The sequence below is a fragment of the Bifidobacterium sp. LH_426 genome (genome assembly GCF_056356875.1).
This window is the reverse complement of sequence record NZ_JBKEVB010000003.1, coordinates 180840-200622: the sequence shown is the minus strand read 5'-3', so window position 1 is coordinate 200622 and position 19783 is coordinate 180840. Positions and strand designations below refer to the sequence as shown.

Sequence of the window (19783 nt, the reverse complement as noted above, 5' to 3'; positions counted from 1 at the left end):
ATGTGCCCGTCACCGCACCAGGAACACCATGGCGAGGATGAGCACGAAGCCCACCAGGTCGGTGGGCGTGAACACAGCTCCGAGGAACAGCACCGAGGAGACCGTGGCGGCGACCGGCTCGACCGTGCCGAGCATCGTGGCGCGCATCGCGCCGACCCGCACCACGCCCGCGAGGAACAGCCCGAACGCCCCGAACGTGCCCAGCACCACGGTGAACGCCATCAGCGCCCAGCCGAGCCCGTCGAACGAGGGCGACCCGGCCCACGGCCGCACGATCGGCAGCAGCACCAGCCCCGAGATGACGAACATCACGCCGTTGACCACCATGTTGCCCCACCGCTGCACGAGCTTCATCGGCAGAATCGACATCGCGCCGGTCGCCGCCGCGTTGATGAGCCCCCACACGAGGCCCATGGCCGGCAGTTTCAGCGTGGACAGGTCGCCACCGGTGGCGATGAGTACGGTGCCGGCGAACGCGAGCGCAACGCCCGCGCTTTCTCGCAGTCCAGGCAAGCGCCGCCCGCGGATGCAGACGAACAGCAGCACGAACAGCAGGTTCAGCGACTGCAATACGGTGGCGGTTCCGGCATTCGTCCAGTCGATCGAGGAGAGGTAGGCGACCTGCACGGCGAGCACGCATACGAGCGAGCACACGAAGAACGACAGATACGATTTCCGGTCGCGCACCGCGCCAGCGACGAGTTTCGGCGTGCGGATGCCCGCCGCGGCGAGGAACAGGACGCCGGCGAACAGTTCGCGCATGCAGGCGAGCCACAGCGGATCGACGTGGTACGGCCCCATCAGCACCTTCGATACGGTGGCGTTGCAGCCCCACAGCAGTCCGCCGAACAGGACGAGCCCTGCGCCGATCAGGATGTCGCGCGGCGTGCGTTCGAATGTGGCGACGCGCGCGTTCCCGGATTTCCCGCGCGATGATTCCCCGTTCCCGACTTGTTCGCGCGGGGCCCGTTGCTCTTCACTCATGGCTACCAGTATGGCACCGGACGATTCCCGAACCGCGGCAGAACCACGGCCGAGCGGCACTATGCTGGGGCGTATGAGCGAAGCACATGAATCCGAGAAGCAGTCACAGAGCCGGCCGCGGTCCGGCGAAGACGAGGACGGTCTCAAGCCGGTGAACGCGAAGACGCGCACCGTCACCATCGTCGCGACCGTGATCGGCCTGGTCGTCGTGTTCCTCGCGTTGGGTTTCTTCGTGCATTGGGGGCTCGCGGCGATCTTCGCGATCATCATGGTGCCGGGCGCGATCTCGATGGCGATCGTCGCGCGTCACCCGGAGAAGACGGGCGGGCGCAGCATGCTCGGCGTCTCGAATCCGAACACGCTGCTCGAACCGTTCACGGGGAAGCGGAAGTAGGGCTCTCCTTACACCCCCTCAGTCGCCTTTGGCGACAGCTCCCCCGCAATTACGGACAGCCTGCGGCTGACCTCATATCGGCTCGCCTGTCGGCTCGCACGTCGCCTACAAACGCCTCTGGCGTTTGCTTCACGGCGGCGTCCCGTCAGAGGGAGGCATGAAACGAGTCACATGGCCCGGGCGTTTTCGATGAGGGCGTTCCTGAGGTCGGATTCGATCTGACGCATCTTGACCTGGGCGGCCTCACGGTTCGCCTTGCCCTGCTTCTGGATCTGCACGGTCTCCTTCAGCGTGGCGATGAGCTCCGAGTTGATCTTCTCCAGCGTCTCGATCTCCACCACGGACCGCTGGTTCGCCTTCTCCGCGTCCACCGCGCCCTTGTGCAGGGCGGATGCGTTGCGTTGCAGCAGCTTGTTGGTCACGTCGTCGGCCTTGTTCTGCAGGTCGAGCGCCTTGCGCTGGTTGGACAGGCCGAGCGCGATCACCATCTGCGACTTCCACACCGGGATCGTCGTGGAGATGGTCGTGTCGATCTTGTCGACGATGGTCTGGTCCGCGTTCTGGATGATCTTGATCTGCGGCGCGGTCTGCAGCGTGACGACGGAGATACGGTCGAGGTCGTCGAGGCGCTTCTCGAACCGGTCGAGCTTCGCCTTGAAGTCCTTGAGCAGCTGCGCCTGCATCGGGTCGCCGCTCTTCGTCGCCTCCGCCTCGAGCGCGGGCAGCTGCGTGGCGCGGAAGTCGGCGAGCGCCTTCTTGCCGGCGAGCACGGTGATCTTGAGTTCGCGGTACTGCTGCGCGTTCTGCTCGTACATCGTGTTGTACATGGAGATGTCGGCGACGAGGCGCGACTGCGCGGCCTCCAGCTTGGTGATAATCTCGTCGATCTGCGCGTCGACCTTCTGGTAGCGGCGGCGCAGTTTGTCGATCGAGACGGCCACCTGGCCGAGGATCGGGATCTTGCGGAATCCGCTGAGTTCGGCCTCGTCGATGGTGACGAGCATCGTGCCGAGCAGTTCGCCCGCCTCGCCGGTGTCCTTCGAGCGGGTTTCGGAAAGGATTTCGTCGGCGAACGTGCTGGTGGCGCGTTGCGCGTCCTTGCCGTAGCTGGATTCGATGCCGTCGCGGGTGAAGTCGATCTGGTCGGCCATCTGCGCGACGGTCTGCTGGTCGGCGGCGGGAAGTTTCGCGATCTGCTGGTCGGGTGTGAGTTGGGTCGCGTCGGCGACGGCCTGTGCGGCGGTGGGGACGAGTTCGCCGGCTGCGGCGCCCGTTCCGGCGCCGTTCAGCCCGGCGAGTGCGGGATTCGTGACCGTGTTGCCGCCGGCGAGGTCGGCGAGTGAGATCTGTTTTGCCATGATGATTGTGTTCCTTTCGATAAACGGTTTTTGCCCCCTCAGTCGCCTTCGGCGACAGCTCCCCCTGAAGGGGGCGCAGGTCTCTCCCCCACCCGCTTCGCGGGAGTCCGGTGCAGCGTCACTGCGGCTGCGGCGTCAGTCCTTTGAGGGCTTCGATGAGCTCCTGCATGGCGCTGTTGCGGGGCAGTTCGGAGACGGCGGGGATCTGGTCGAGCGTGCCGTTCACCTTGAAGCGTTTGATCGAGTCGGTGCCGGTGAAGTTGGCGGCGCGGAACCCGTGCTGCTCCCAGGCGAGCTTCTGGATCGCGGGCGATTTGAGCACGGTGAGCAGCTTCTCCCCCTTCTTGTCGAGCGCCATCAGCGTGTGCGTGCTCCACACGGTGGGCGTCGGGTAGACGATGACGACGTCGTCCTTGATCTGCTTGAACGCGTCCGGCTGGTTGACGGCGAGGTCGAGGATCTGCGCTTCGTAGCCGACCATCATCGGCTTGGAGCCGACGCCGAGCGTGAGGAACTGGTTGAACGAATCCTCGGACGAGTTCTCCATCCATCCGGACTTCGCGAAGATCGACTTGATGGTCTCCTTGTCACGTGCGAGCGAGTCGGTGGTGGCGGGCTGCCCGCCGTTGAGCACGTTGGCGATGAGCGCCGCGTACTCGTTGCCGGAGTTCGACTGGACCGGGTCGGTGGAGTCGATGCGGAACTGTCCGTAGCCGGCCGCATAGCCGACGTCCGCCCACGTCTTGTCGTGCACCATCGCGTCGACGGCCTTGGCCATGTCCATCGAGTAGACGCCGTCCTTGCTTTTGCTCATCAGCCCGCCGGAGACGAGTCCGTCGGCGACGGCCTTGTGCGTGTACAGCACGATCGGCGAGTTGAACACGATGTCGCTCTGCGTGGCCTTCACCCCCTTGTCCGCGCCGTATTCGACGGCGGCGCGGGAGGAGGGGAACAGGTAGTCCATGCCCTTCGTGTCCGCGGTCATCATCGCGAGGCTGCCGGCCTTGCGGTAGTCGACGTTGAGACCCTGCGCGGCGGCGGCCTTCTGGAAGTCCGGATCGTCGAACAGTCCGATCTTCTCGCCGCCGAGGTAGCCGTTCACCTTCACCGTCTCGACGGGCGCGGCCGGCTTGGGCTGCGCCTGCCGCCAGACGAGCGTGCCTCCGATGATGGCGACGATGGCGAGCAGCGCCACCAATCCGATGATCTTCGATTTCGACAGTTTCATTCCTTCGACTCCGTTTCCGTCTGGTAGCCGTCCATGCTGGCGAGGCGTTGAATCGCGTCGGAGTCGGCGGCGATGCCGAGCGTCTTCGAGCTGACGGCGCGGCTCAGTTCGCCGGCGGCGGTGCGTTCCAGCACCTGCAGCGCCTCGATGGTCTCGACTCTCGCCTTCTCGGCCTGGTCATGCGCGCCGGACGATTCGACGTCCACGTAGGCGCGCAGCAGTTTCTGCGTCTGTTCGCCGTACACGGTGATGTAGTGGCGCAGGATCTGATACGCGGACGTGTCCTTGGCGACGTAGTCGACGAGACTGCGGGTCGCGGCGACGAAATCGTCCGCCTCGGCCTTCACCTGCTCGTCATGCACCTGCCGGGCGAGCATGGCGATCGCGTTGAGGCGCGAGTTGGCGGCGTCGATCGCGTCGGCCGCCTTCTGCCCGTTCGGCAGCGCGCTGGCGAGCATGTGGCCGATGCGGCGTTCCGGATCGGTGAGCGACGACCCGGCGACGTAGCCGAGCGCGGCGAGCGCGAGCGAGACGCCGAGGCCGATGACACCGCCGCCGGAGACGGCGAATCCGAGCACGGCGAGCACGCCGCCGGCGATGATTCCGCAGATGATCTGGAGCATCAGTTGAATCCCTTGACGGTGCGGAACACGTCGGCGAGGTCGCCGGTGCGGCCGTCGAACACCTTCGCGTTGGACATCTGCGCGATCGGGTCGAGCTGCGAGGAGTCGGCGTCGCCGAACATGATCGAGAAGATCGGGACGTCGAGGCTGTCGTCCTTGTACTGGGCGAGCGCGGCGTCACGGTTGTTGACCTGCGACTGGCCGTCGGTCATCAGCACGATCGCGGTCGTGTAGTCGTTCTTCTGGTCGGCGCCCGGCAGCTGCTGGTACGCGGCTTCGAGTCCCGCGTAGATGTCGGTGCCGCCGTCGGCCGCGGTGACTTCGGCCGTGTTGAGCAGGTTGCCGGTGTCGGTGCCGTTGGCGCGGATCGGATCGTGCGGGATGCTTTCGAACGGGATGAGGATGTTGACGTCGTTGCCGGAAGGCTGGATGTGCGCCGCCGCCGATTCGGTCGGGTCGAGCGCCGCCTTGAGGCCCTTGACGACGCCGTTCTTGCCGTCGCCGTCCATCGAACCGGAGTAGTCGACGACCCACACGGTCCAGCTGGGCTTGCGCAGTCCGTTCTGGTACACGTCGAGTGCCTTGGTGATGGTCTTCGCGGTGGGCAGCGGGATCGCCTTCAGCGTGCTCGCGTTCGTGTCGATGCCCCAGGCGGCGCGGAACGACTGCTTGACCTGGCTGTCGGAGGCGTAGGTGAGCGCGCCGCCGAGTCCGGTACGGCGGCCCGCGCGCTCGAATTCGAGCTTGGAGTCCTTGGAGCGCAGCGCCTTCGCGAACGCGTCGTACGCCTTGCGCTTGCCGGAGGCCTGGCCGCGGTCCACGTAGCCGAGCGGCGAATCGGATACGGCGATGCCGTCGGACGGGTAGATGGTGAGCAGCGGGTCATGGCCGTTCTTCGTGAGCGTCTTGTCGGCCTGGATGACGAGCGACTCGTAGTTGACCATCGAGTCGAAGCGGTCGGGATTGGCCACGACCATGTCCTTCAGCCAGTCGGAGGAGCCGGAGGAGCGGTCCACGCCCTTGAGCAGCTGCGCGACCGACGAGGTGAGCGAGGCGTCGGCGAGGTCGCTGTCGGTGAGCGGGCCGGTGCCGCCGCGCAGCGCGGTCATGAACGCGAGGTACGCGGAGGCGCCCGAGTTGGACTGCGTGGCGGAGGTCATCGAGAACTTGAGGTCGTCGCTTTTCACCTTGGCGAGCACGTCGGCGGTGGAGACGGCCTTCGTCTTGCCGGAGGAGTCCGCCCAGCCGAGCTGTTCGGCCTTCTTCTTCGCGATGCCGAACACGATCGGCGTGGTGGACGTGCTCTGCGCGTCCTTGACGAGGTGCTTGGTGTCGCCCATCGAGATCCACATCGAGGAGGCGGGCCAGACGGCGTCGTACTCGGCGGCGCCGGATTCGAGCACGTTCATGATGTCGAGCGAACCCATGTAGTCGACGGTCACGGTCACGCCGGACGCGTCGGCGGCCTTCTGGATCGCGCCGGCCACCTCCTTGTTCTCGGAGCCGGAGGCGATGCGGATGTCGCCGGCGGAGCCGGAGCCCGGCTTGAACGTCTGCGTGGTGCCGTTATTGCTCGTCGACGAGGTGCCGGCGGGGGCGGAGGCGTTGCCGTTCGCGCCGTTCGACCCGTTGCCGGAACCATTCGATCCGTTGCCGCCCGACGCGCATCCGGTGAGCATCATGGCGGCGGCGCAAATCACTGCCGCCGCTGCGGCGATTCGACGGCGAAACCCAACTTTCCTATCCATGATTCCATTGTCGAACGCACTTCTTGCGCCGCCGATACCGCCAAGCGACATCAAAGTGAACAATGCATGAAAAACAACACCCGCCTACGTAGGGAGTCCGCTTCGCCTCCGCTCGTCCAACCCCCTCAGTCCGCTTCGCGGACAGCTCCCCCTGAAAGGGGGAGCAAGGAAAACCGACATCCGCGAAAGCGACGGCCATGACTCTGCGCCCCCCTTCAGGGGGAGCTGGCCGGCCGTAGGCCGGACTGAGGGGGTCAAGGACCGAGCCACACGAAGCCCGTCCGCTACTCTTCGGCGAGCATCTTGTCGCCATAGAAGGCGAGGATGCGTTCCAGATAAGGCCCGGCGACCTTGTTCGGCATCGAGAAGACCTCGTGCTCGGATTCGGGGATGCGCACGAGCGTGGCCTGGCCGGAGCCGTCCTTGACACGGCGCACGAACTCGGTCTGCGGCTGGTTGCGCACCCAGATGTCGCGCCCGCATTGGAACAGCAGAATCGGCGTCTCGATCTCGGCGCATGCGGCCGGGGCGAGCACGGCCCGGTTCATGCGCATCGCCTGCCGCACCCATTCGAACGAGGCGCAGTACGTCTGATATTCGGGATTGGCGCAACGTAGTTCGTGGTACCAGCGTTCGCGCGGCTCGCTCGACAGCTGGTAGGAGCTCAGGTCGAGCACGCCGTCGAAATCCTTCTGGCCGAACACGCGGTGGCGACCCAATCCGCACGCGCACAGCACGCCGACGAGCGCGCGCGTCAGCCACATCGGCATGCCGGTCTGCGGCGCGATCATCGGCGCGGACAGCACGGCCCGGTCGAACAGCGAGGGGTAGCGTTCCAGCACGGCTGCGCCGATGCCGCCGCCCATCGAATGACAGAACAGGTTGAGCGGACGGCCATCCGCGTACGACTGTCCGATCGTCTCGGCGAACCCGGCGAGGTCGGCGACGTAGCGCCGCCAATCGTCGATCCAGACGAGCGACGGATTGTCGACGTCGCGCGCGGACTTGCCGTGCCCACGATGGTCGAGCACGCACACGGAATAGCCGGCGAGCAGGAAGTACCAGACGAGTTCGTCGTATTTCTCGGCGAACTCGGTGAACCCGTGGCTGATGACGATCGCGCCGCGGAAGGCCGCGGTGGCGCCGGCCTCGCGCTGGGCGTCGAACTTGGCCGCGTCGTAGCACAGGTAGTGCAGCTGCCCGCCGCGACCGCCGGTGTCCATGTTGCCGGGCAGCGGTTCGAGCCCGGCGGCCCGCTCGGCGGCCGACGGGTCGAACCAGCCTTCGTCGCGGCAGGCGGCGAGCGCGGGGATCACGGTCCCGCGCATCGTCTCGGCGTACCGGCGTTCGTCGATCATGTTCAGCTGCGTCATGCCGCCCATCCTACGCGAGCGGCGACGTGATAGCGCGGTCCGGTCCGTCGCCCACCCCCTCAGTTCGGCCCATGGCCGGCCAGCTCCCCCTGATGGGACGTCGCCGTAGAGCAAACGCCGGCGGCGTTTGTAGGCGACGTGCGAGCCGACAGGCAAGCCGACAGGAGGTCAGCCATGGGCTGTCCGTAATTGCGGACGAGCTGTCGCGCGAAGCGCGGCTGAGGGGGTGCCTGCGAACCTACGCGAGGGCGTTCCTGAGGAAGTCGCGTTGGAGGGTGAGCAGGTTCTCGGCGACGGTCTCGTCGTTGGTCATGTGGGTGATGCCGGTGAGCGGGAGGAACGTGTGCGGGCGGCCGGCGGCCATCAGCGCCTGGGAGAGGCGCAGACTGTGCGCGATGGTCACGTTGTCGTCGGCGAATCCGTGGATGATCATGAGCGGACGGCGCAGTTTCGGCGCGTCCGCGATGATCGAGTTGCGTTCGTACACGGCCGGGTCGAGGCCGAGGTAGCGCTCGGTGTAGTGGGTGTCGTAGAGCGTCCAGTCGGTGGGCGGCGCGCCGGCGCAGGCGGCGGCGAACACGTCGGGGGCGTCAAGCACGGCGAGTGCGGAGAGGAATCCGCCGTACGACCATCCGATCATCGCGACCTTGTCGAGGTCCGGCGCGGGGATCGGCGCCGCGGCATCCACCTGCTGCGCCGCGTTGAGCGCGGCGACGGCGTCGGGCAGGGCGTGCACGGCTTCGATCTGGTCGGCGAGGGTCACGTCCTTCATGTCCTCGAAGATCTCGCGGTCCCAGCGCGGGCCGCGGCCGGTGGTGCCGCGGCCGTCCGCGGTGACGACGAGGAAGCCCTGGTCGGCCCACCATTGCGCGTCCCAGTAGAAGGACTGCGCGGCGACGACCTGCTGGAATCCGGGGCCGCCGTACGGCTTCATCAGCACGGGCAGTTGCGCGGCGTGCGCGTACGGGCTTCCGGCGGACGGCGCGACGATCGCCGTGTACAGGCGATGCTCGCCGAGCCGCGTGAACGTCACGTTCGGCGTGAATCCGGGTTCGGCGGCGTGGTTCGCGATGGTCGCGGCGAGGCGGGCGGAGGCGGCTCCGACCGTGGTCTCTCCCTCAGTCGGCTTCGCCGACAGCTCCCTCGTCAGGGGGAGCCCGGCGGTCAGCGCGTGTTCCATCGTGACGCCGGGGGCGGCCATCGAACGGCCGGTGACGACGATGCCGCGGCCGGCGCGCGACGCGGCCCACACGCCGGCCGTCGTCGTGACCGGCGTCGTCGAACCGTCGTAGCCGAGGCTCACCACGTCGAAGCTGCGGGCGTCGTGCTGGACGACGGCAAGCACGTCGTCGTCGGTCACGTCGAGCACGGTGCGCACGTTCCAGCCGAGCGGCGTGAACGCGTGGCCGTCGACGGTGAGCCGGTTCGTGTCGCCGGCCATGTCGTTCCACGCGCTGACGAGCCGTCCGTCGGGCGTGAGCGCGGGCGTGCCGGCGACGAGGTCAATCCACTGGTCGTTCGCGTGCTCCTCCATCACGTGGGTGGAGCCGAACGGATGGTCGGCGGTCGGGCGCGCGACTGTGACCTGGAGCACCTGGTCGCGCGTCTGACGGCGGTTCTGGACGAGCACGATCGGGTCGTGGCCGCGCGTCCAGCGCACGGCGGCCACGTATTCGTAAGATTCGTTGTCCCAGTCGACGTCGGCGTTCGCGAGGATGCCCGTGTAGCGTCCGTCCGCGTCGAAGTCGAGCGCGAGCGCGGTCAGGTAGACGTCGGCGTTGCGGGTGAGCGCGCGCGGGTAGCGGCGACCCGCGGCCGGCTGTTCCGGGTCGGCCGGATCGGCGATGTACCAGGTGGGTTCGTCGGCGGTGTCGAAGGATTCGAAAAGCACGTGGCGCGAATCGGGCGCCCACCAGAAGCCGTCGTAGCGGTTCATCTCCTCGCCGGCGACGAATTCGGCGAGGCCGATCCGCCACGTGTTCTCGGCCGGATTGCCGTCCTCGTCCTCGACGGAGACGCCGTAGATCGCGGTCACGCGGTCGTCGAGCGGCTCGTAGTCGTCGTCTTCGTCGGCGACTTCGGCGGCGTCGACGGCGTCAGCGTCATCCGGCCAGTCGCCGATGTCGACGAGCATGAGCCGTTCGCCGGTGGTGTACAGCACGTGCTCGCCGTCCGGGCTGATGCGCGGGTTGAGGACCGGCGTATACAGCGCCGGGTCCTCGTCGAGCCATGCGCCGGCGAGCTCACGCGTGGCGACGTCCGGCGCGGCGGCGTGGCCGTCGGCCCCCTCCGCGTCGCCTTCCTCCGCATCGTCGTCCCAGTCGATTTCGGTGAGATACAGACGGCCGTTGATCGTGAACACGACGCGGTCGCCGTCGGCGCACACCGAATAGGAGACGATGCCGGCGCCGCCTTCGCGGGCGCGCTCGCGGCGGGCCTTCTCCTCGGCCGGGACGTTCTCGCTGTCCGCGCCGGCACCGAGCAGGTCGCGCGGGTCGGCGAGCTTCGTCTCGTGATGGCGGCCGTCCGCGTCGAACCAGCTGAGCCACAGGGCGGTCACCAGATCCTCGGGGCCGTCGGAACGCAGGAACAGGGCTTCGGAACCGTCGCCGATCGCCGTGGCGGAACGCGGAGCGCCGCAGGTGAACCGCAGGGTGCGCGCCTTCGCGCGGGGGAAATCATCGATAACACTCATGCCGCCCACGATACCCGTCTTCGCGCGGAGGCCCCAGCAGGCGACCAAGTGGGGAATCAGCCCTAAAATGGCATGGCGTCGAGCCCGGAACACGCCGTGATTTGTTGCTTTTGCAAGTATCGACGCGTGAAATATGGCCCGTTCCAACCCCTGCGTACACTAGTCAAGGATAGAAAGGGATGACTATGAGCGTTCTCGACCGTTTTGAGAAAAGCGTGGAAGGCGCAGTGAACGGAGTGTTCTCGAAGTTCGGCTCCAAGGATCTGCAGCCCGTCGACCTGTCCAGCGCACTTGAGCGCGAGATCGACAACGAGGCCATGCCTGTGGGCCGCGACCGCACGGTCGCCCCGAACGAATACCGCTTCAAGCTGAGCACGCCCGACTTCGACCGCATCGAGCAGTGGGGCAGCGAGACCCTCGCCGACGAACTGGCCGACAACCTGACGAACTACGCGCGCACCCAGCACTACGCGTTCGTCGGCCCGGTGGTCGTGATCTTCGAGGAGGACCTCGACCTGAGCAAGGGCAGCTTCAAGCTGACCTCCGCCTCGGTGCAGGGCAACGCGGTGCCGGTCACCACCACCGACCAGAACCAAGACAGCCCGCTGCTGGAGATCAACGGCAGCCAGTACCTGCTCACCAAGGACAAGACGATCCTGGGCCGCGGCTCCGGCTGCGACATCGTCATCGACGACCCGGGCATCTCCCGCAAGCATCTCGAGATCGACATCACCCCGAACGGCGTGATCGCCCGCGATCTCGGCTCCACGAACGGCACGTACGTCGAGGGCCATCAGGTGCCCGCCGCCACGCTGCTGGACGGCAACACCATCACGATCGGCCGCACGCGCATCCTCTACTGGGCGTCCTCCCAGGAGCAGGAGTGACGCGCCCCACGGCGTGAAGATCCGTGGAGGCCCCGCAGGGGTCTCCGTAGAGATTAAGGTCGAAACCGCATGACCGAACTGACATTCGCACTGCTCAAGTATGGATTCCTGATTCTGCTGTGGGTGTTCGCGTGGTTCGCCGTGCGTTCTTTGCACAAGGACATCGAGTCCTTCAGTCCGCGTCCCTCGCGTTCGCGTCGTCGCAAGGAGCGCCATGCCGCGCGCAAGGCCGCCGCGCCCGCCGTCCCGGTGACGGGCGGCGCGCCCGTCGTGGCGCCCTCCGGCGAGACGCCGCGCACGAGCGCGCCCAAGCCCGCCGCGCCGCGTGCCACCACCCCCTCCGCCGCCGGCGGCACGTCCCAGGGGCCGACGCTGCTGGTCATCATCGACGGCCCGTTGGCCGGTTCCTCGGTGCCGTTGACCGGCGAGGCGATCACCCTCGGCCGCGCCGCGTCGAACACCGTGGTGCTCGACGACGAATTCGTCTCCTCGCATCACGCCCGCGTGTACGCCGATCCGCTGTCCGGCCAGTGGGCGATCGAGGATCTCGGCTCCACCAACGGAACCGTCGTCAACGGCCAGCGTCTGACCGTGCCAACCGTACTTCCCGCCCGTGTGCCCGTGCGCATCGGCGCCACTACTTTCGAGCTGAGGTGATGCATCCATGACAGGATCCGCCGACCAGTCGCCCACCACGCCGTTGCCGCAGCAGTCCGCCGGGCGCGCGCCCGAGCAGGACGAGCAGGCCACCCAGGCGATGCCCGTCAGCGCACGGGATACGCAGACCACCACGCCGATCGTCGTGAACCCGAATCCGGAACCGACCCCGGACGCGGTCGTCGCCGACGACGGCTATGCGGCCCCCGCCGGCGACGACATGGACGACATGATCGGCGACGCCGACGGCTCCGGCGACCCCGACACCGTCGGCACCGACACCTCCGTCTCCGCCGCGACCGACGCCGACGCCGCCGACCAGAAGCTCTTCCTGTGCTCGACCACCGTCTCCGACGTGGGCACCGTGCGCGCGAACAACCAGGATTCCTCGTTCGCCGGCGAGCATCTCATCGCGATCTGCGACGGCATGGGCGGCCACGCAGGCGGCGACACCGCCTCGACGATCGCCATCCGCTCGCTCGCGCACATCGAACGCGACGACGTGACCGACGACGTCGCCTCCGTCGCCTCGATGATGGAGACCTCGGTGATGGCCGCGCACGACGCGATCGTCGGCAAGGCCCGCCGCGAACGCAAGCTCGCCGGCATGGGCACCACCGTGACCACCGTCGCGCTCGTCGACGGCTGGTGGGTGCTCGCGCACATCGGCGATTCCCGCGCCTACCTGCTGCGCGACGGCGTGCTGAGCCGCGCCACGCAGGACCACAGCTACGTCCAGCACCTCATCGACACGGGCCGCATCACCGCCTCGGAGGCGAAGAACCATCCGCAGCGCAACGTGGTGATGCGCGTGCTCGGCGACTTCGATATCGACCCGCATCCGGACATCGCGATTCTCAAGGCGCATCCGGCCGACCGCTGGATGCTGTGCTCCGATGGTCTGTGCGGCGTGCTCGAGGACTCCACGATCGCCGAGACGATGACGGAACTGTCCGATCCGGCCGAATGTGCCCAGCGTCTCGTCTCGATGGCGTTGCGCGCCGGCAGCACCGACAATGTGACCGCCGTGATCGGCGACGCGACGCTCGCGCTCGACGCGCACGCGTTCGCGCTCCCCCAGCAGACGCCGCTCGTCGGCGGTGCCGCGAGCGCCAGCCTCGAGCCGCTCGCCGACATCGTCAACGAGCCGGTCGCGACGGCCCCCGCGCTGCGCGACGACGGCTCTCCGGCCCGTCGCGCGGCCGCGCTCACGCAGGAGGCGCACGACGCGGCCTCCGGCGCGGGCCAGCGCGAGGAGGCGCCGCGCGTCGCCCAGCCGTCCATCGTGCGCGAGGAGGCGGGCGAACGCCGCAATCCGGACACGGGCGAGATCCCGGTCGTCAAGAAAAGCGATGGCGAAGTCACCACCGATCCGAACGATCCGGCCGTCAAGCAGGCGATCCGCGAGGAGAAGGTCGAACAGCGCAGGACCGAGCACGACCGCCGCCGGCGGCGCCGCGTCGCGCTCGTCGTGGCGATCGTCGCGCTGCTCGCCGCGATCGCAGGCGGCGTGTACGGCGCGTACCGCTACAGCCAGTCGAAGTACTACGTCGGCGAGGCGGACGGCGTCGTCGCGATCTATCAGGGCGTGCCCACGAACCTCGCCGGCCTCGAACTGTCGCATGAGGTGGAGCGCACGTCGATCCAGGTGAGCAAGCTGCCCGCCACGTGGCGCACCGAGTTGCAGCAGGGCATCGTGCGCGACAGCCTGAGCGAGGCGCAGGACCATGTCAAGCTGATCCGTGACGAGTTGAAGACGATGGAGAAGGAAGGCGGGGACCAGTGATGATCGTCCTCCGTCTCCGTCAGATCGCGCTGCTGCTCGCGTCGTTCGCGATCTGCGGCATCGCGTTCTACCAGATGTTCATGCGCGTCGACGGCTCGTTCCCGTCCGAGTATCTGATGGCGTTGGGCGCGGCCGGCGTGCTGTCGCTCGTGTTCTGGATTCTCGTGGACCGGTTCCAGCCGTATGCGAGCCAGGTGATCCAGCCGTGCGTGCTGTTGCTCACCGGCATCGGCGTCGTGATGATCGCGCGTATCGACCATGAGAACGAGTCCGCGGTGGCGCTGCGCCAGATCATGTTCGTGTGCGTGGCGATCGTGCTGTGCGCGGCGCTCGTCATCGGCCTGCGCGACTACCGCGTGCTGCGCCGCTTCTCGTACGTGAGCATGGTGGTGGGCCTCGTATTGCTGCTCTCCCCGATGCTGCCCGGCCTCGGCCAGGAGATCAACGGCGCGCGCATCTGGATCCGCATCCCCGGTCTCGGGCAAATCCAGCCGGGCGAGTTCGCCAAGCTGTTCCTCGCGTTCTTCTTCGCCGCGTACCTGTTCGACCACCGCGACCAGCTGGCCGTCGGCGGCAAGAAGGTGCTCGGCCTGCAGCTGCCGCGCATCAAGGACCTCGGCCCGATCATCATCGTGTGGGTGGCCGCGATGGGCGTGCTCATCATGCAGCACGATCTCGGCACCTCGCTGATGTTCTTCGCGATGTTCGTCGCGATGCTGTACGTGGCGACCGGCCGTCTGAGCTGGATCGTCATCGGCTTCATCGCGTTCGCCGCGGGCGCGGTGCTCGCCGCGAGCCTGTTCAGCCATGTGGGCGCCCGTGTGGAGGCTTGGCTGCATCCGTTCGACAACGCACTGTACAACCGCGCGTACGGCGGCTCCTACCAGATCGTGACCGGCCTGTTCGGCCTCGCCTCCGGCGGCATGCTCGGCACCGGCCTCGGCCAGGGGCATCCGAACCTCACGCCGTTCGCGAACTCCGACTACATCTACGCCTCCGTCGGCGAGGAGATGGGTCTCGTCGGCTGCATGGGCGTGCTCGTGCTGTACATCATCATCATCGCCTCCGGCTTCATCACCGCGATGAAGATCAAGGACGGCTTCGGCAAGCTGCTCGCCTCCGGTCTCGTGTTCACGATGGCGTTCCAGGTGTTCACCGTGGTCGGCGGTATCACGCTCGTCATCCCGCTGACCGGCCTCACGCTGCCGTTCATGGCGGCCGGCGGCTCGTCGCTCATCGCGAACTACATCCTCGCGACGCTGCTGCTCATCATCTCGAACTCGGCGAACAAGCCCGCGCCGGACACCGATTCCGAAACGTTCCAGTTCGAGGCGATGGCCGTGCTGCGCGACCATGAGCTCAAGGAGCGCAAGGTCGAGCGCGCGGCCTCCGACGAGGCCGACGCCGAGCGCGAACGCCACGCCTCGCACGCCGCCCATGGCGCACATTCCGGCCGCGGCGGCCGTGCCTCGCGCGCCGAGCGGGCCGCACGCGCCACGCAGGGAGGTGCCCGATGAACAAGACCCTCCGCCAGCTGTTCACCGCCGTGATCGTGCTGTTCACGATCCTCGGCCTGTCGACGACGATCATCACCGCGATCCGCGCGACCGAACTCAACACGGACACGCGCAACTCGCGCGCCCTCTACCATGAGTTCGGCGCGCCGCGCGGCTCGATCCTCGCCTCCGACGGCACGGTGCTCGCGCAATCGAATCCGTCGAACGACGCGTTCAAATACCAGCGCTCCTACTCGAACGGCCCGCTGTACGCGCCCGTGACCGGCTACTTCTCGATCAGCCAGCGCGCCGACCGCGGCATCGAGGCGTCGCGCAACTCGCTGCTCTCCGGCGAATCGGACAGCCTGTTCTGGCAGCGCATCAAGTCGACGCTCACCGGGTCCGAGAACAAGGGCGCGAACATCGAGACGTCGATCAGCACGGGCCTGCAGCAGGCCGCGTACAACGCGCTCGGCAACCAGTCCGGCTCGGTCGTCGCGATCGAACCGAAGACCGGACGCATCCTCGCGATGGTGTCGACGCCCAGCTACGACCCGAACCTGCTCACCACGCATGACGGCAAGATGCTGACCACCAACTACGCGAACCTCACGCAGGATCCGAACAATCCGATGCTCAACAACGCGACCAGCCAGCTGTTCCCGCCCGGATCGACGTTCAAGACCGTCGTGGCGGCCACCGCGCTCGAGACCGGCCAGTACCAGACGGACACGCAGATCCCGGCCGGCGCGAGCTACACGCTGCCCGGCACGGTCACCGACCTCACCAACGTCGAATACCAGGCGAACGGCTCGAACGGCACGATTAGCTTCGAGGACGCCCTCGCCTACTCGTCGAACACGGCGTTCGCCCAGCTCGGCGTCGCGCTCGGCCAGGACAAGATCGCCGACATGGCCACGAAGCTCGGCTTCGGCAGCTCGATCGTCGTGGACGGCACCGAATCGACCGGCTCCCCGATGAAGGCCGTAGCCTCGAACTTCCCGACGTCGATGACCGACGACAAGCTCGCGCTCGCCTCGATCGGCCAGGGCGACGTCACCGAGACGCCGCTGCAGAACGCGATGATCGCCGCCGCGATCGCGAACGACGGCACGCTGATGCGGCCCACGCTCGTCGACCGCGTGCGGGCCAGCGACCTGTCCGTGCTGTCCGAGACGAAGGCCTCGACGATGTCCGAACCGTTCAGCTCGGACACGGCGAACAAGCTCACGCAGATGATGCAGGCGGTCGTCACGAAGGATTCCCCGACGCTCGCCCCGACCGGCGTGAGCGTGGCGGCGAAGACCGGCACCGCGCAGATCGGCGCCGACAACAGCGCGATCGACGCGTGGGTGATGGGCTTCGCCCCCGCCGACGACCCGAAGATCGCGATCGCCGTCGTCGTCCACAACACCACCGGATACGGCATCACCTCCGCCGGCCCGATCTTCCGCTCCGTACTCGAGGAGGCGCTCAAGCAATGAAACTGATCGAAGGACAGCTGATCCATCGCCGATACCGCCTTGACTCGCGCATCGCGAAGGGCGGCATGGGCGAGGTGTGGAAGGGCTGGGACATCCAGCTCGGCCGCCCGGTCGCCATCAAGGCGCTGCGCTCGGACCTGACGAACGCGGAGGCGAAGCTTCGCCGCCTGCGCGCCGAGGCGCACAATTCCGCGAACCTCGCGCACCCGAACATCGCCGCGCTGTTCGAATACTACGAGCATGACGGCATCGGGTTCCTCATCATGGAGTACGTGCCGTCGAAGTCCCTCGCCGACATCTTCCACGAGAAGGGCGCGATGGACCCGCTGGAGCTGCTGCCGATCCTCATCCAGACCGCGCGCGGCCTGTTCGTCGCGCACAGCCACGGCGTGATCCACCGCGACGTGAAGCCCGCGAACATCATGGTCGCGGACAACGGCGAGGTGAAGATCACCGACTTCGGCGTCTCCTATTCGACGAACCAGGAGCAGATCACGCAGGACGGCATGGTCGTCGGCACCGCGCAGTACATCTCCCCCGAGCAGGCGCAGGGCCAGCAGGCCACGCCGCAGTCGGACATCTACTCGCTCGGCGTGGTCGCCTACGAGGGCCTGTGCGGGCACCGCCCGTTCACCGGCGCGACGCCCGTCGACATCGCGGCCGCGCATGTGAACGACCCGGTGCCGCCGCTGCCGGACACGGTCGACGTGCAGCTGCGCGAATTCGTCATGTCGATGCTCGCCAAGGACCCGCTCGACCGCCCGAAGGACGCGCTCGTCGTCTCGCGCACGCTCGCGCGCATCGAACGCCGCCTGCTCGACCAGCAGACCGAGCTCAACGACGCCACCATCACCACGGGGAGGCGCCTGCCGCGCAGGATCGCCAGCACCCCGCACATCCCCCTCGTCTCGTCGCCTGACAGGCGTGCCGCCGGCACGGACCAGCAGACGCTTTGGAAGGAGCAGCAATGAGCAACATGCCCTCTTCTCTCGCCCAGGGCCGCTACCAGCTGGGACAGCTGGTGGGCCGTGGCGGCATGGCCGAGGTGCACGTCGCCACGGACACGCGTCTGGGCCGCACCGTCGCTATCAAGATCATGCGCGCCGACCTCGCCAACGACGAGATCTTCCTCAAGCGGTTCCGCCGCGAGGCGCATTCGGTCGCGCAGATGAACAATCCGAACATCGTCAACATCTACGATTCCGGCGAGGAGACGGTGATCTCCGAAAACGGCCAGCCCGAGCGCCTGCCGTACCTCGTCATGGAGTACGTGAAGGGCCAGACGCTGCGCGACATCATCCGCGTGAACGGCGCCCTGAGCCAGCGCGACGCCGAACAGGTGATGCTCGGCGTGCTCAACGCGCTCGAGTACTCGCACCGCATGGGCGTGATCCACCGCGACATCAAGCCCGGCAACATCATGATCTCCGAGCAGGGCATGGTCAAGGTCATGGACTTCGGCATCGCCCGCGCGCTCGACGATTCCGCCGCCACGATGACCCAGTCGCAGGGCGTGGTCGGCACCGCGCAGTACCTCTCCCCCGAGCAGGCGCGCGGCGAGACCGTCGACATGCGCTCCGACCTGTATTCGGCCGGTTGCGTGCTGTACGAGATGCTCACCGGCCATCCGCCGTTCACCGGCGATTCGGCGGTGGCGATCGCCTACCAGCACGTCTCCGAGGTGGCGACGCCGCCTTCCGCCGTCGTTCCGGGCCTGCCGAAGATGTGGGATTCAATCTGCGCGAAGGCGATGGCGAAGGACCGTCAGAACCGTTACGCGACGGCCGCCGACTTCAAGAACGACATCCTCACGTACATGAACGGCGGCGTGCCGGTGGCCGCCGCGTTCAACCCGCTCACCGATCTGGCGAACATGAAGGCACGCAAGCAGGCCGAGCAGGACGCCGCCACCGTGCCGCTCAACCCGAACGACAAGAATTCGACGCAGGCGTTCAATCCGGTGACCGGCCAGTTCGACCAGGTGCCGGCGGCCGTCGGCGCCGGCCAGCAGACCGCCGCGGCCGCCGCCCGCTCGCGCGCCGCGCAGCGCGAGGCCGCCGCGAAGGCGAAGCGGAAGAAGAAGATCATCCTCGGTTCGGTGATCGGCGGCCTGGTCGTCGTCGCGATCCTCATCGCCGTGTTCTTCGCGATGGGCGGCGAGAAGACGGTCTCGCAGACCGCGACCGTGCCGACGATCACCTCCGCGATGACGAAGGACCGCGCCAAGTCGACGATCGAGGCGGCCGGATTCCAGTTCCAGGCGATGATCGACAACGATTCGACCGAACCGGAGGGCACGTTCACCAAGCAGAGCCCGGAGGGCGGCACGAAGGCGACCAAGGGCTCCACCGTGAAGGTGTGGTTCTCCGCCGGCCCGCAGAGCGTGACCGTGCCCGACGTGAAGGGCATGTCCCAGTCGGAGGCGAAGGCCGCGCTGGAGAAGGCCGGGTTCAAGGTCCTGTCCAGCGTGCAGTCCGAGAACAGCGCCGACATCGAGCAGGGCGCGGTGACGCGCACCGATCCGGCGGCCGGCACCTCGCAGCCGAAGGGCACGGCGATCCAGCTGTACGTCTCCTCCGGCATGACGAAGGTCCCGGACGGCATCGTCGGCCAAGCCAAGGACGCCGCGGTCGCCTCGCTGCAGTCGCTCGGCTTCACCGTGACGATCACCGAGGAGTATTCGGACACGATCGCCGCCGGCACGGTGATGAGCGTCAACCCGGGTTCGGGCTCGTCCGTCGCGCAGGGCTCCGCGGTCACGGTCGTCGTGTCGAGGGGCAAGGAGCAGGTGACGGTGCCGGACGTGACCGGTCAGACGTATTCGGCCGCCAAGGCCCAGCTGGAGGCGCTCGGCTTCACTGTCACGCAGTCCGGTTCGACCGGCACGAGCGACAAGGTGACCTCGCAGAACCCGGCCGCCGGCCAGGCGGACAAGGGCGCGACGATCACGCTCACCACGCAGAGCTCCAGCTCGAGCTCCGGAACCGGCTCCGGTTCCGGTTCCGACAGCGGCACCGGTTCAGGCAACGGCGACACCGCCGAACCCGTCACCAAGTAGGTTCTCGCAATA

The 19783-nt window shown here is 67.5% G+C and carries 14 protein-coding genes and 1 pseudogene; 8 read left to right on the top strand and 7 right to left on the bottom strand.

Features of this window, described 5'->3' with window-relative positions:
• Positions 1 to 9: 9 nt before the first annotated feature.
• Positions 10 to 984 (bottom strand): DMT family transporter, encoded by a 975-nt coding sequence (locus AC1AYD_RS04685; protein WP_476502256.1) that lies wholly within the window; start codon positions 982 to 984, stop codon positions 10 to 12.
• 73 nt (positions 985 to 1057) lie between these two features.
• Between AC1AYD_RS04685 and AC1AYD_RS04680 the strand changes: the two genes are divergently transcribed.
• On the top strand, positions 1058 to 1378 hold the full coding sequence (locus AC1AYD_RS04680) for a hypothetical protein (protein ID WP_476502255.1): 321 nt from the start codon (positions 1058 to 1060) through the stop codon (positions 1376 to 1378).
• Positions 1379 to 1545: 167 nt separating this feature from the next.
• On the opposite strand, the gene AC1AYD_RS04675 is transcribed toward AC1AYD_RS04680, so the two are convergent.
• The 6 genes from AC1AYD_RS04675 to AC1AYD_RS04650 all read right to left on the bottom strand — a co-directional run bounded on the left by AC1AYD_RS04675 (position 1546) and on the right by AC1AYD_RS04650 (position 10403).
• Complete coding sequence (locus AC1AYD_RS04675; RefSeq protein WP_476502254.1) at positions 1546 to 2736, bottom strand: toxic anion resistance protein; 1191 nt, start codon at positions 2734 to 2736, stop codon at positions 1546 to 1548.
• A 118-nt stretch (positions 2737 to 2854) separates the two neighbouring features.
• Entirely contained in the window at positions 2855 to 3964 is a 1110-nt protein-coding gene (locus AC1AYD_RS04670; RefSeq protein WP_476502253.1) for a hypothetical protein, read from the bottom strand.
• The gene (locus AC1AYD_RS04665) at positions 3961 to 4587 is read right to left on the bottom strand and encodes a hypothetical protein (RefSeq protein WP_476544758.1); all 627 of its coding nucleotides are present in this window, start codon (positions 4585 to 4587) and stop codon (positions 3961 to 3963) included. Before AC1AYD_RS04665 ends, AC1AYD_RS04670 begins: the two co-directional genes overlap by 4 nt.
• On the bottom strand, positions 4587 to 6335 hold the full coding sequence (locus tag AC1AYD_RS04660; protein WP_476544757.1) for a VWA domain-containing protein: 1749 nt from the start codon (positions 6333 to 6335) through the stop codon (positions 4587 to 4589). The genes AC1AYD_RS04665 and AC1AYD_RS04660 overlap by 1 nt, the downstream gene beginning before the upstream one ends.
• A 284-nt stretch (positions 6336 to 6619) precedes the next feature.
• Positions 6620 to 7717 (bottom strand): alpha/beta fold hydrolase, encoded by a 1098-nt coding sequence (locus AC1AYD_RS04655; protein ID WP_476502250.1) that lies wholly within the window; start codon positions 7715 to 7717, stop codon positions 6620 to 6622.
• A gap of 229 nt (positions 7718 to 7946) precedes the next feature.
• Positions 7947 to 10403: a prolyl oligopeptidase family serine peptidase gene (locus AC1AYD_RS04650; RefSeq protein WP_476544756.1), complete on the bottom strand. Its 2457-nt coding sequence runs from the start codon at positions 10401 to 10403 to the stop codon at positions 7947 to 7949.
• Positions 10404 to 10588: 185 nt separating this feature from the next.
• On the opposite strand from AC1AYD_RS04650, the gene AC1AYD_RS04645 reads away from it, so the two are divergent.
• The 7 genes and pseudogenes from AC1AYD_RS04645 (at position 10589) to pknB (ending at position 19771) form a co-directional block, all read left to right on the top strand.
• Positions 10589 to 11290 carry an FhaA domain-containing protein gene (locus AC1AYD_RS04645; RefSeq protein ID WP_476502248.1) on the top strand — a complete coding sequence of 234 codons (702 nt, stop codon included), beginning with the start codon at positions 10589 to 10591 and terminating at the stop codon, positions 11288 to 11290.
• A gap of 69 nt (positions 11291 to 11359) precedes the next feature.
• Positions 11360 to 11947: an FHA domain-containing protein FhaB/FipA gene (locus AC1AYD_RS04640; protein ID WP_476544755.1), complete on the top strand. Its 588-nt coding sequence runs from the start codon at positions 11360 to 11362 to the stop codon at positions 11945 to 11947.
• Between the two features lie 220 nt (positions 11948 to 12167).
• A pseudogene (locus AC1AYD_RS04635) lies at positions 12168 to 13374 on the top strand (PP2C family protein-serine/threonine phosphatase); the annotation flags it as partial.
• Between the two features lie 358 nt (positions 13375 to 13732).
• A complete protein-coding gene (locus AC1AYD_RS04630; protein WP_476544788.1) occupies positions 13733 to 15250 on the top strand; it encodes an FtsW/RodA/SpoVE family cell cycle protein in 1518 nt (505 codons plus the stop codon).
• A complete protein-coding gene (locus AC1AYD_RS04625) occupies positions 15247 to 16713 on the top strand; it encodes a peptidoglycan D,D-transpeptidase FtsI family protein (protein WP_476544754.1) in 1467 nt (488 codons plus the stop codon). The genes AC1AYD_RS04630 and AC1AYD_RS04625 overlap by 4 nt, the downstream gene beginning before the upstream one ends.
• Entirely contained in the window at positions 16710 to 17684 is a 975-nt protein-coding gene (locus AC1AYD_RS04620; RefSeq protein WP_476502246.1) for a serine/threonine-protein kinase, read from the top strand. Before AC1AYD_RS04625 ends, AC1AYD_RS04620 begins: the two co-directional genes overlap by 4 nt.
• Positions 17681 to 19771 carry a Stk1 family PASTA domain-containing Ser/Thr kinase gene (gene pknB, locus AC1AYD_RS04615; protein ID WP_476544753.1) on the top strand — a complete coding sequence of 697 codons (2091 nt, stop codon included), beginning with the start codon at positions 17681 to 17683 and terminating at the stop codon, positions 19769 to 19771. Before AC1AYD_RS04620 ends, pknB begins: the two co-directional genes overlap by 4 nt.
• The last annotated feature ends 12 nt before the right edge of the window (positions 19772 to 19783 follow it).

What these genes read in the sequence shown, in the direction of transcription:
- AC1AYD_RS04685 (WP_476502256.1), bottom strand. Translation starts at nt 984, where the DNA reads ATGAGTGAAGAGCAACGGGCCCCGCGCGAACAAGTCGGGAACGGGGAA.
- AC1AYD_RS04680 (WP_476502255.1), top strand. Translation starts at nt 1,058, where the DNA reads ATGAGCGAAGCACATGAATCCGAGAAGCAGTCACAGAGCCGGCCGCGG.
- AC1AYD_RS04675 (WP_476502254.1), bottom strand. Translation starts at nt 2,736, where the DNA reads ATGGCAAAACAGATCTCACTCGCCGACCTCGCCGGCGGCAACACGGTC.
- AC1AYD_RS04670 (WP_476502253.1), bottom strand. Translation starts at nt 3,964, where the DNA reads ATGAAACTGTCGAAATCGAAGATCATCGGATTGGTGGCGCTGCTCGCC.
- AC1AYD_RS04665 (WP_476544758.1), bottom strand. Translation starts at nt 4,587, where the DNA reads ATGCTCCAGATCATCTGCGGAATCATCGCCGGCGGCGTGCTCGCCGTG.
- AC1AYD_RS04660 (WP_476544757.1), bottom strand. Translation starts at nt 6,335, where the DNA reads ATGGATAGGAAAGTTGGGTTTCGCCGTCGAATCGCCGCAGCGGCGGCA.
- AC1AYD_RS04655 (WP_476502250.1), bottom strand. Translation starts at nt 7,717, where the DNA reads ATGGGCGGCATGACGCAGCTGAACATGATCGACGAACGCCGGTACGCC.
- AC1AYD_RS04650 (WP_476544756.1), bottom strand. Translation starts at nt 10,403, where the DNA reads ATGAGTGTTATCGATGATTTCCCCCGCGCGAAGGCGCGCACCCTGCGG.
- AC1AYD_RS04645 (WP_476502248.1), top strand. Translation starts at nt 10,589, where the DNA reads ATGAGCGTTCTCGACCGTTTTGAGAAAAGCGTGGAAGGCGCAGTGAAC.
- AC1AYD_RS04640 (WP_476544755.1), top strand. Translation starts at nt 11,360, where the DNA reads ATGACCGAACTGACATTCGCACTGCTCAAGTATGGATTCCTGATTCTG.
- AC1AYD_RS04630 (WP_476544788.1), top strand. Translation starts at nt 13,733, where the DNA reads ATGATCGTCCTCCGTCTCCGTCAGATCGCGCTGCTGCTCGCGTCGTTC.
- AC1AYD_RS04625 (WP_476544754.1), top strand. Translation starts at nt 15,247, where the DNA reads ATGAACAAGACCCTCCGCCAGCTGTTCACCGCCGTGATCGTGCTGTTC.
- AC1AYD_RS04620 (WP_476502246.1), top strand. Translation starts at nt 16,710, where the DNA reads ATGAAACTGATCGAAGGACAGCTGATCCATCGCCGATACCGCCTTGAC.
- pknB (WP_476544753.1), top strand. Translation starts at nt 17,681, where the DNA reads ATGAGCAACATGCCCTCTTCTCTCGCCCAGGGCCGCTACCAGCTGGGA.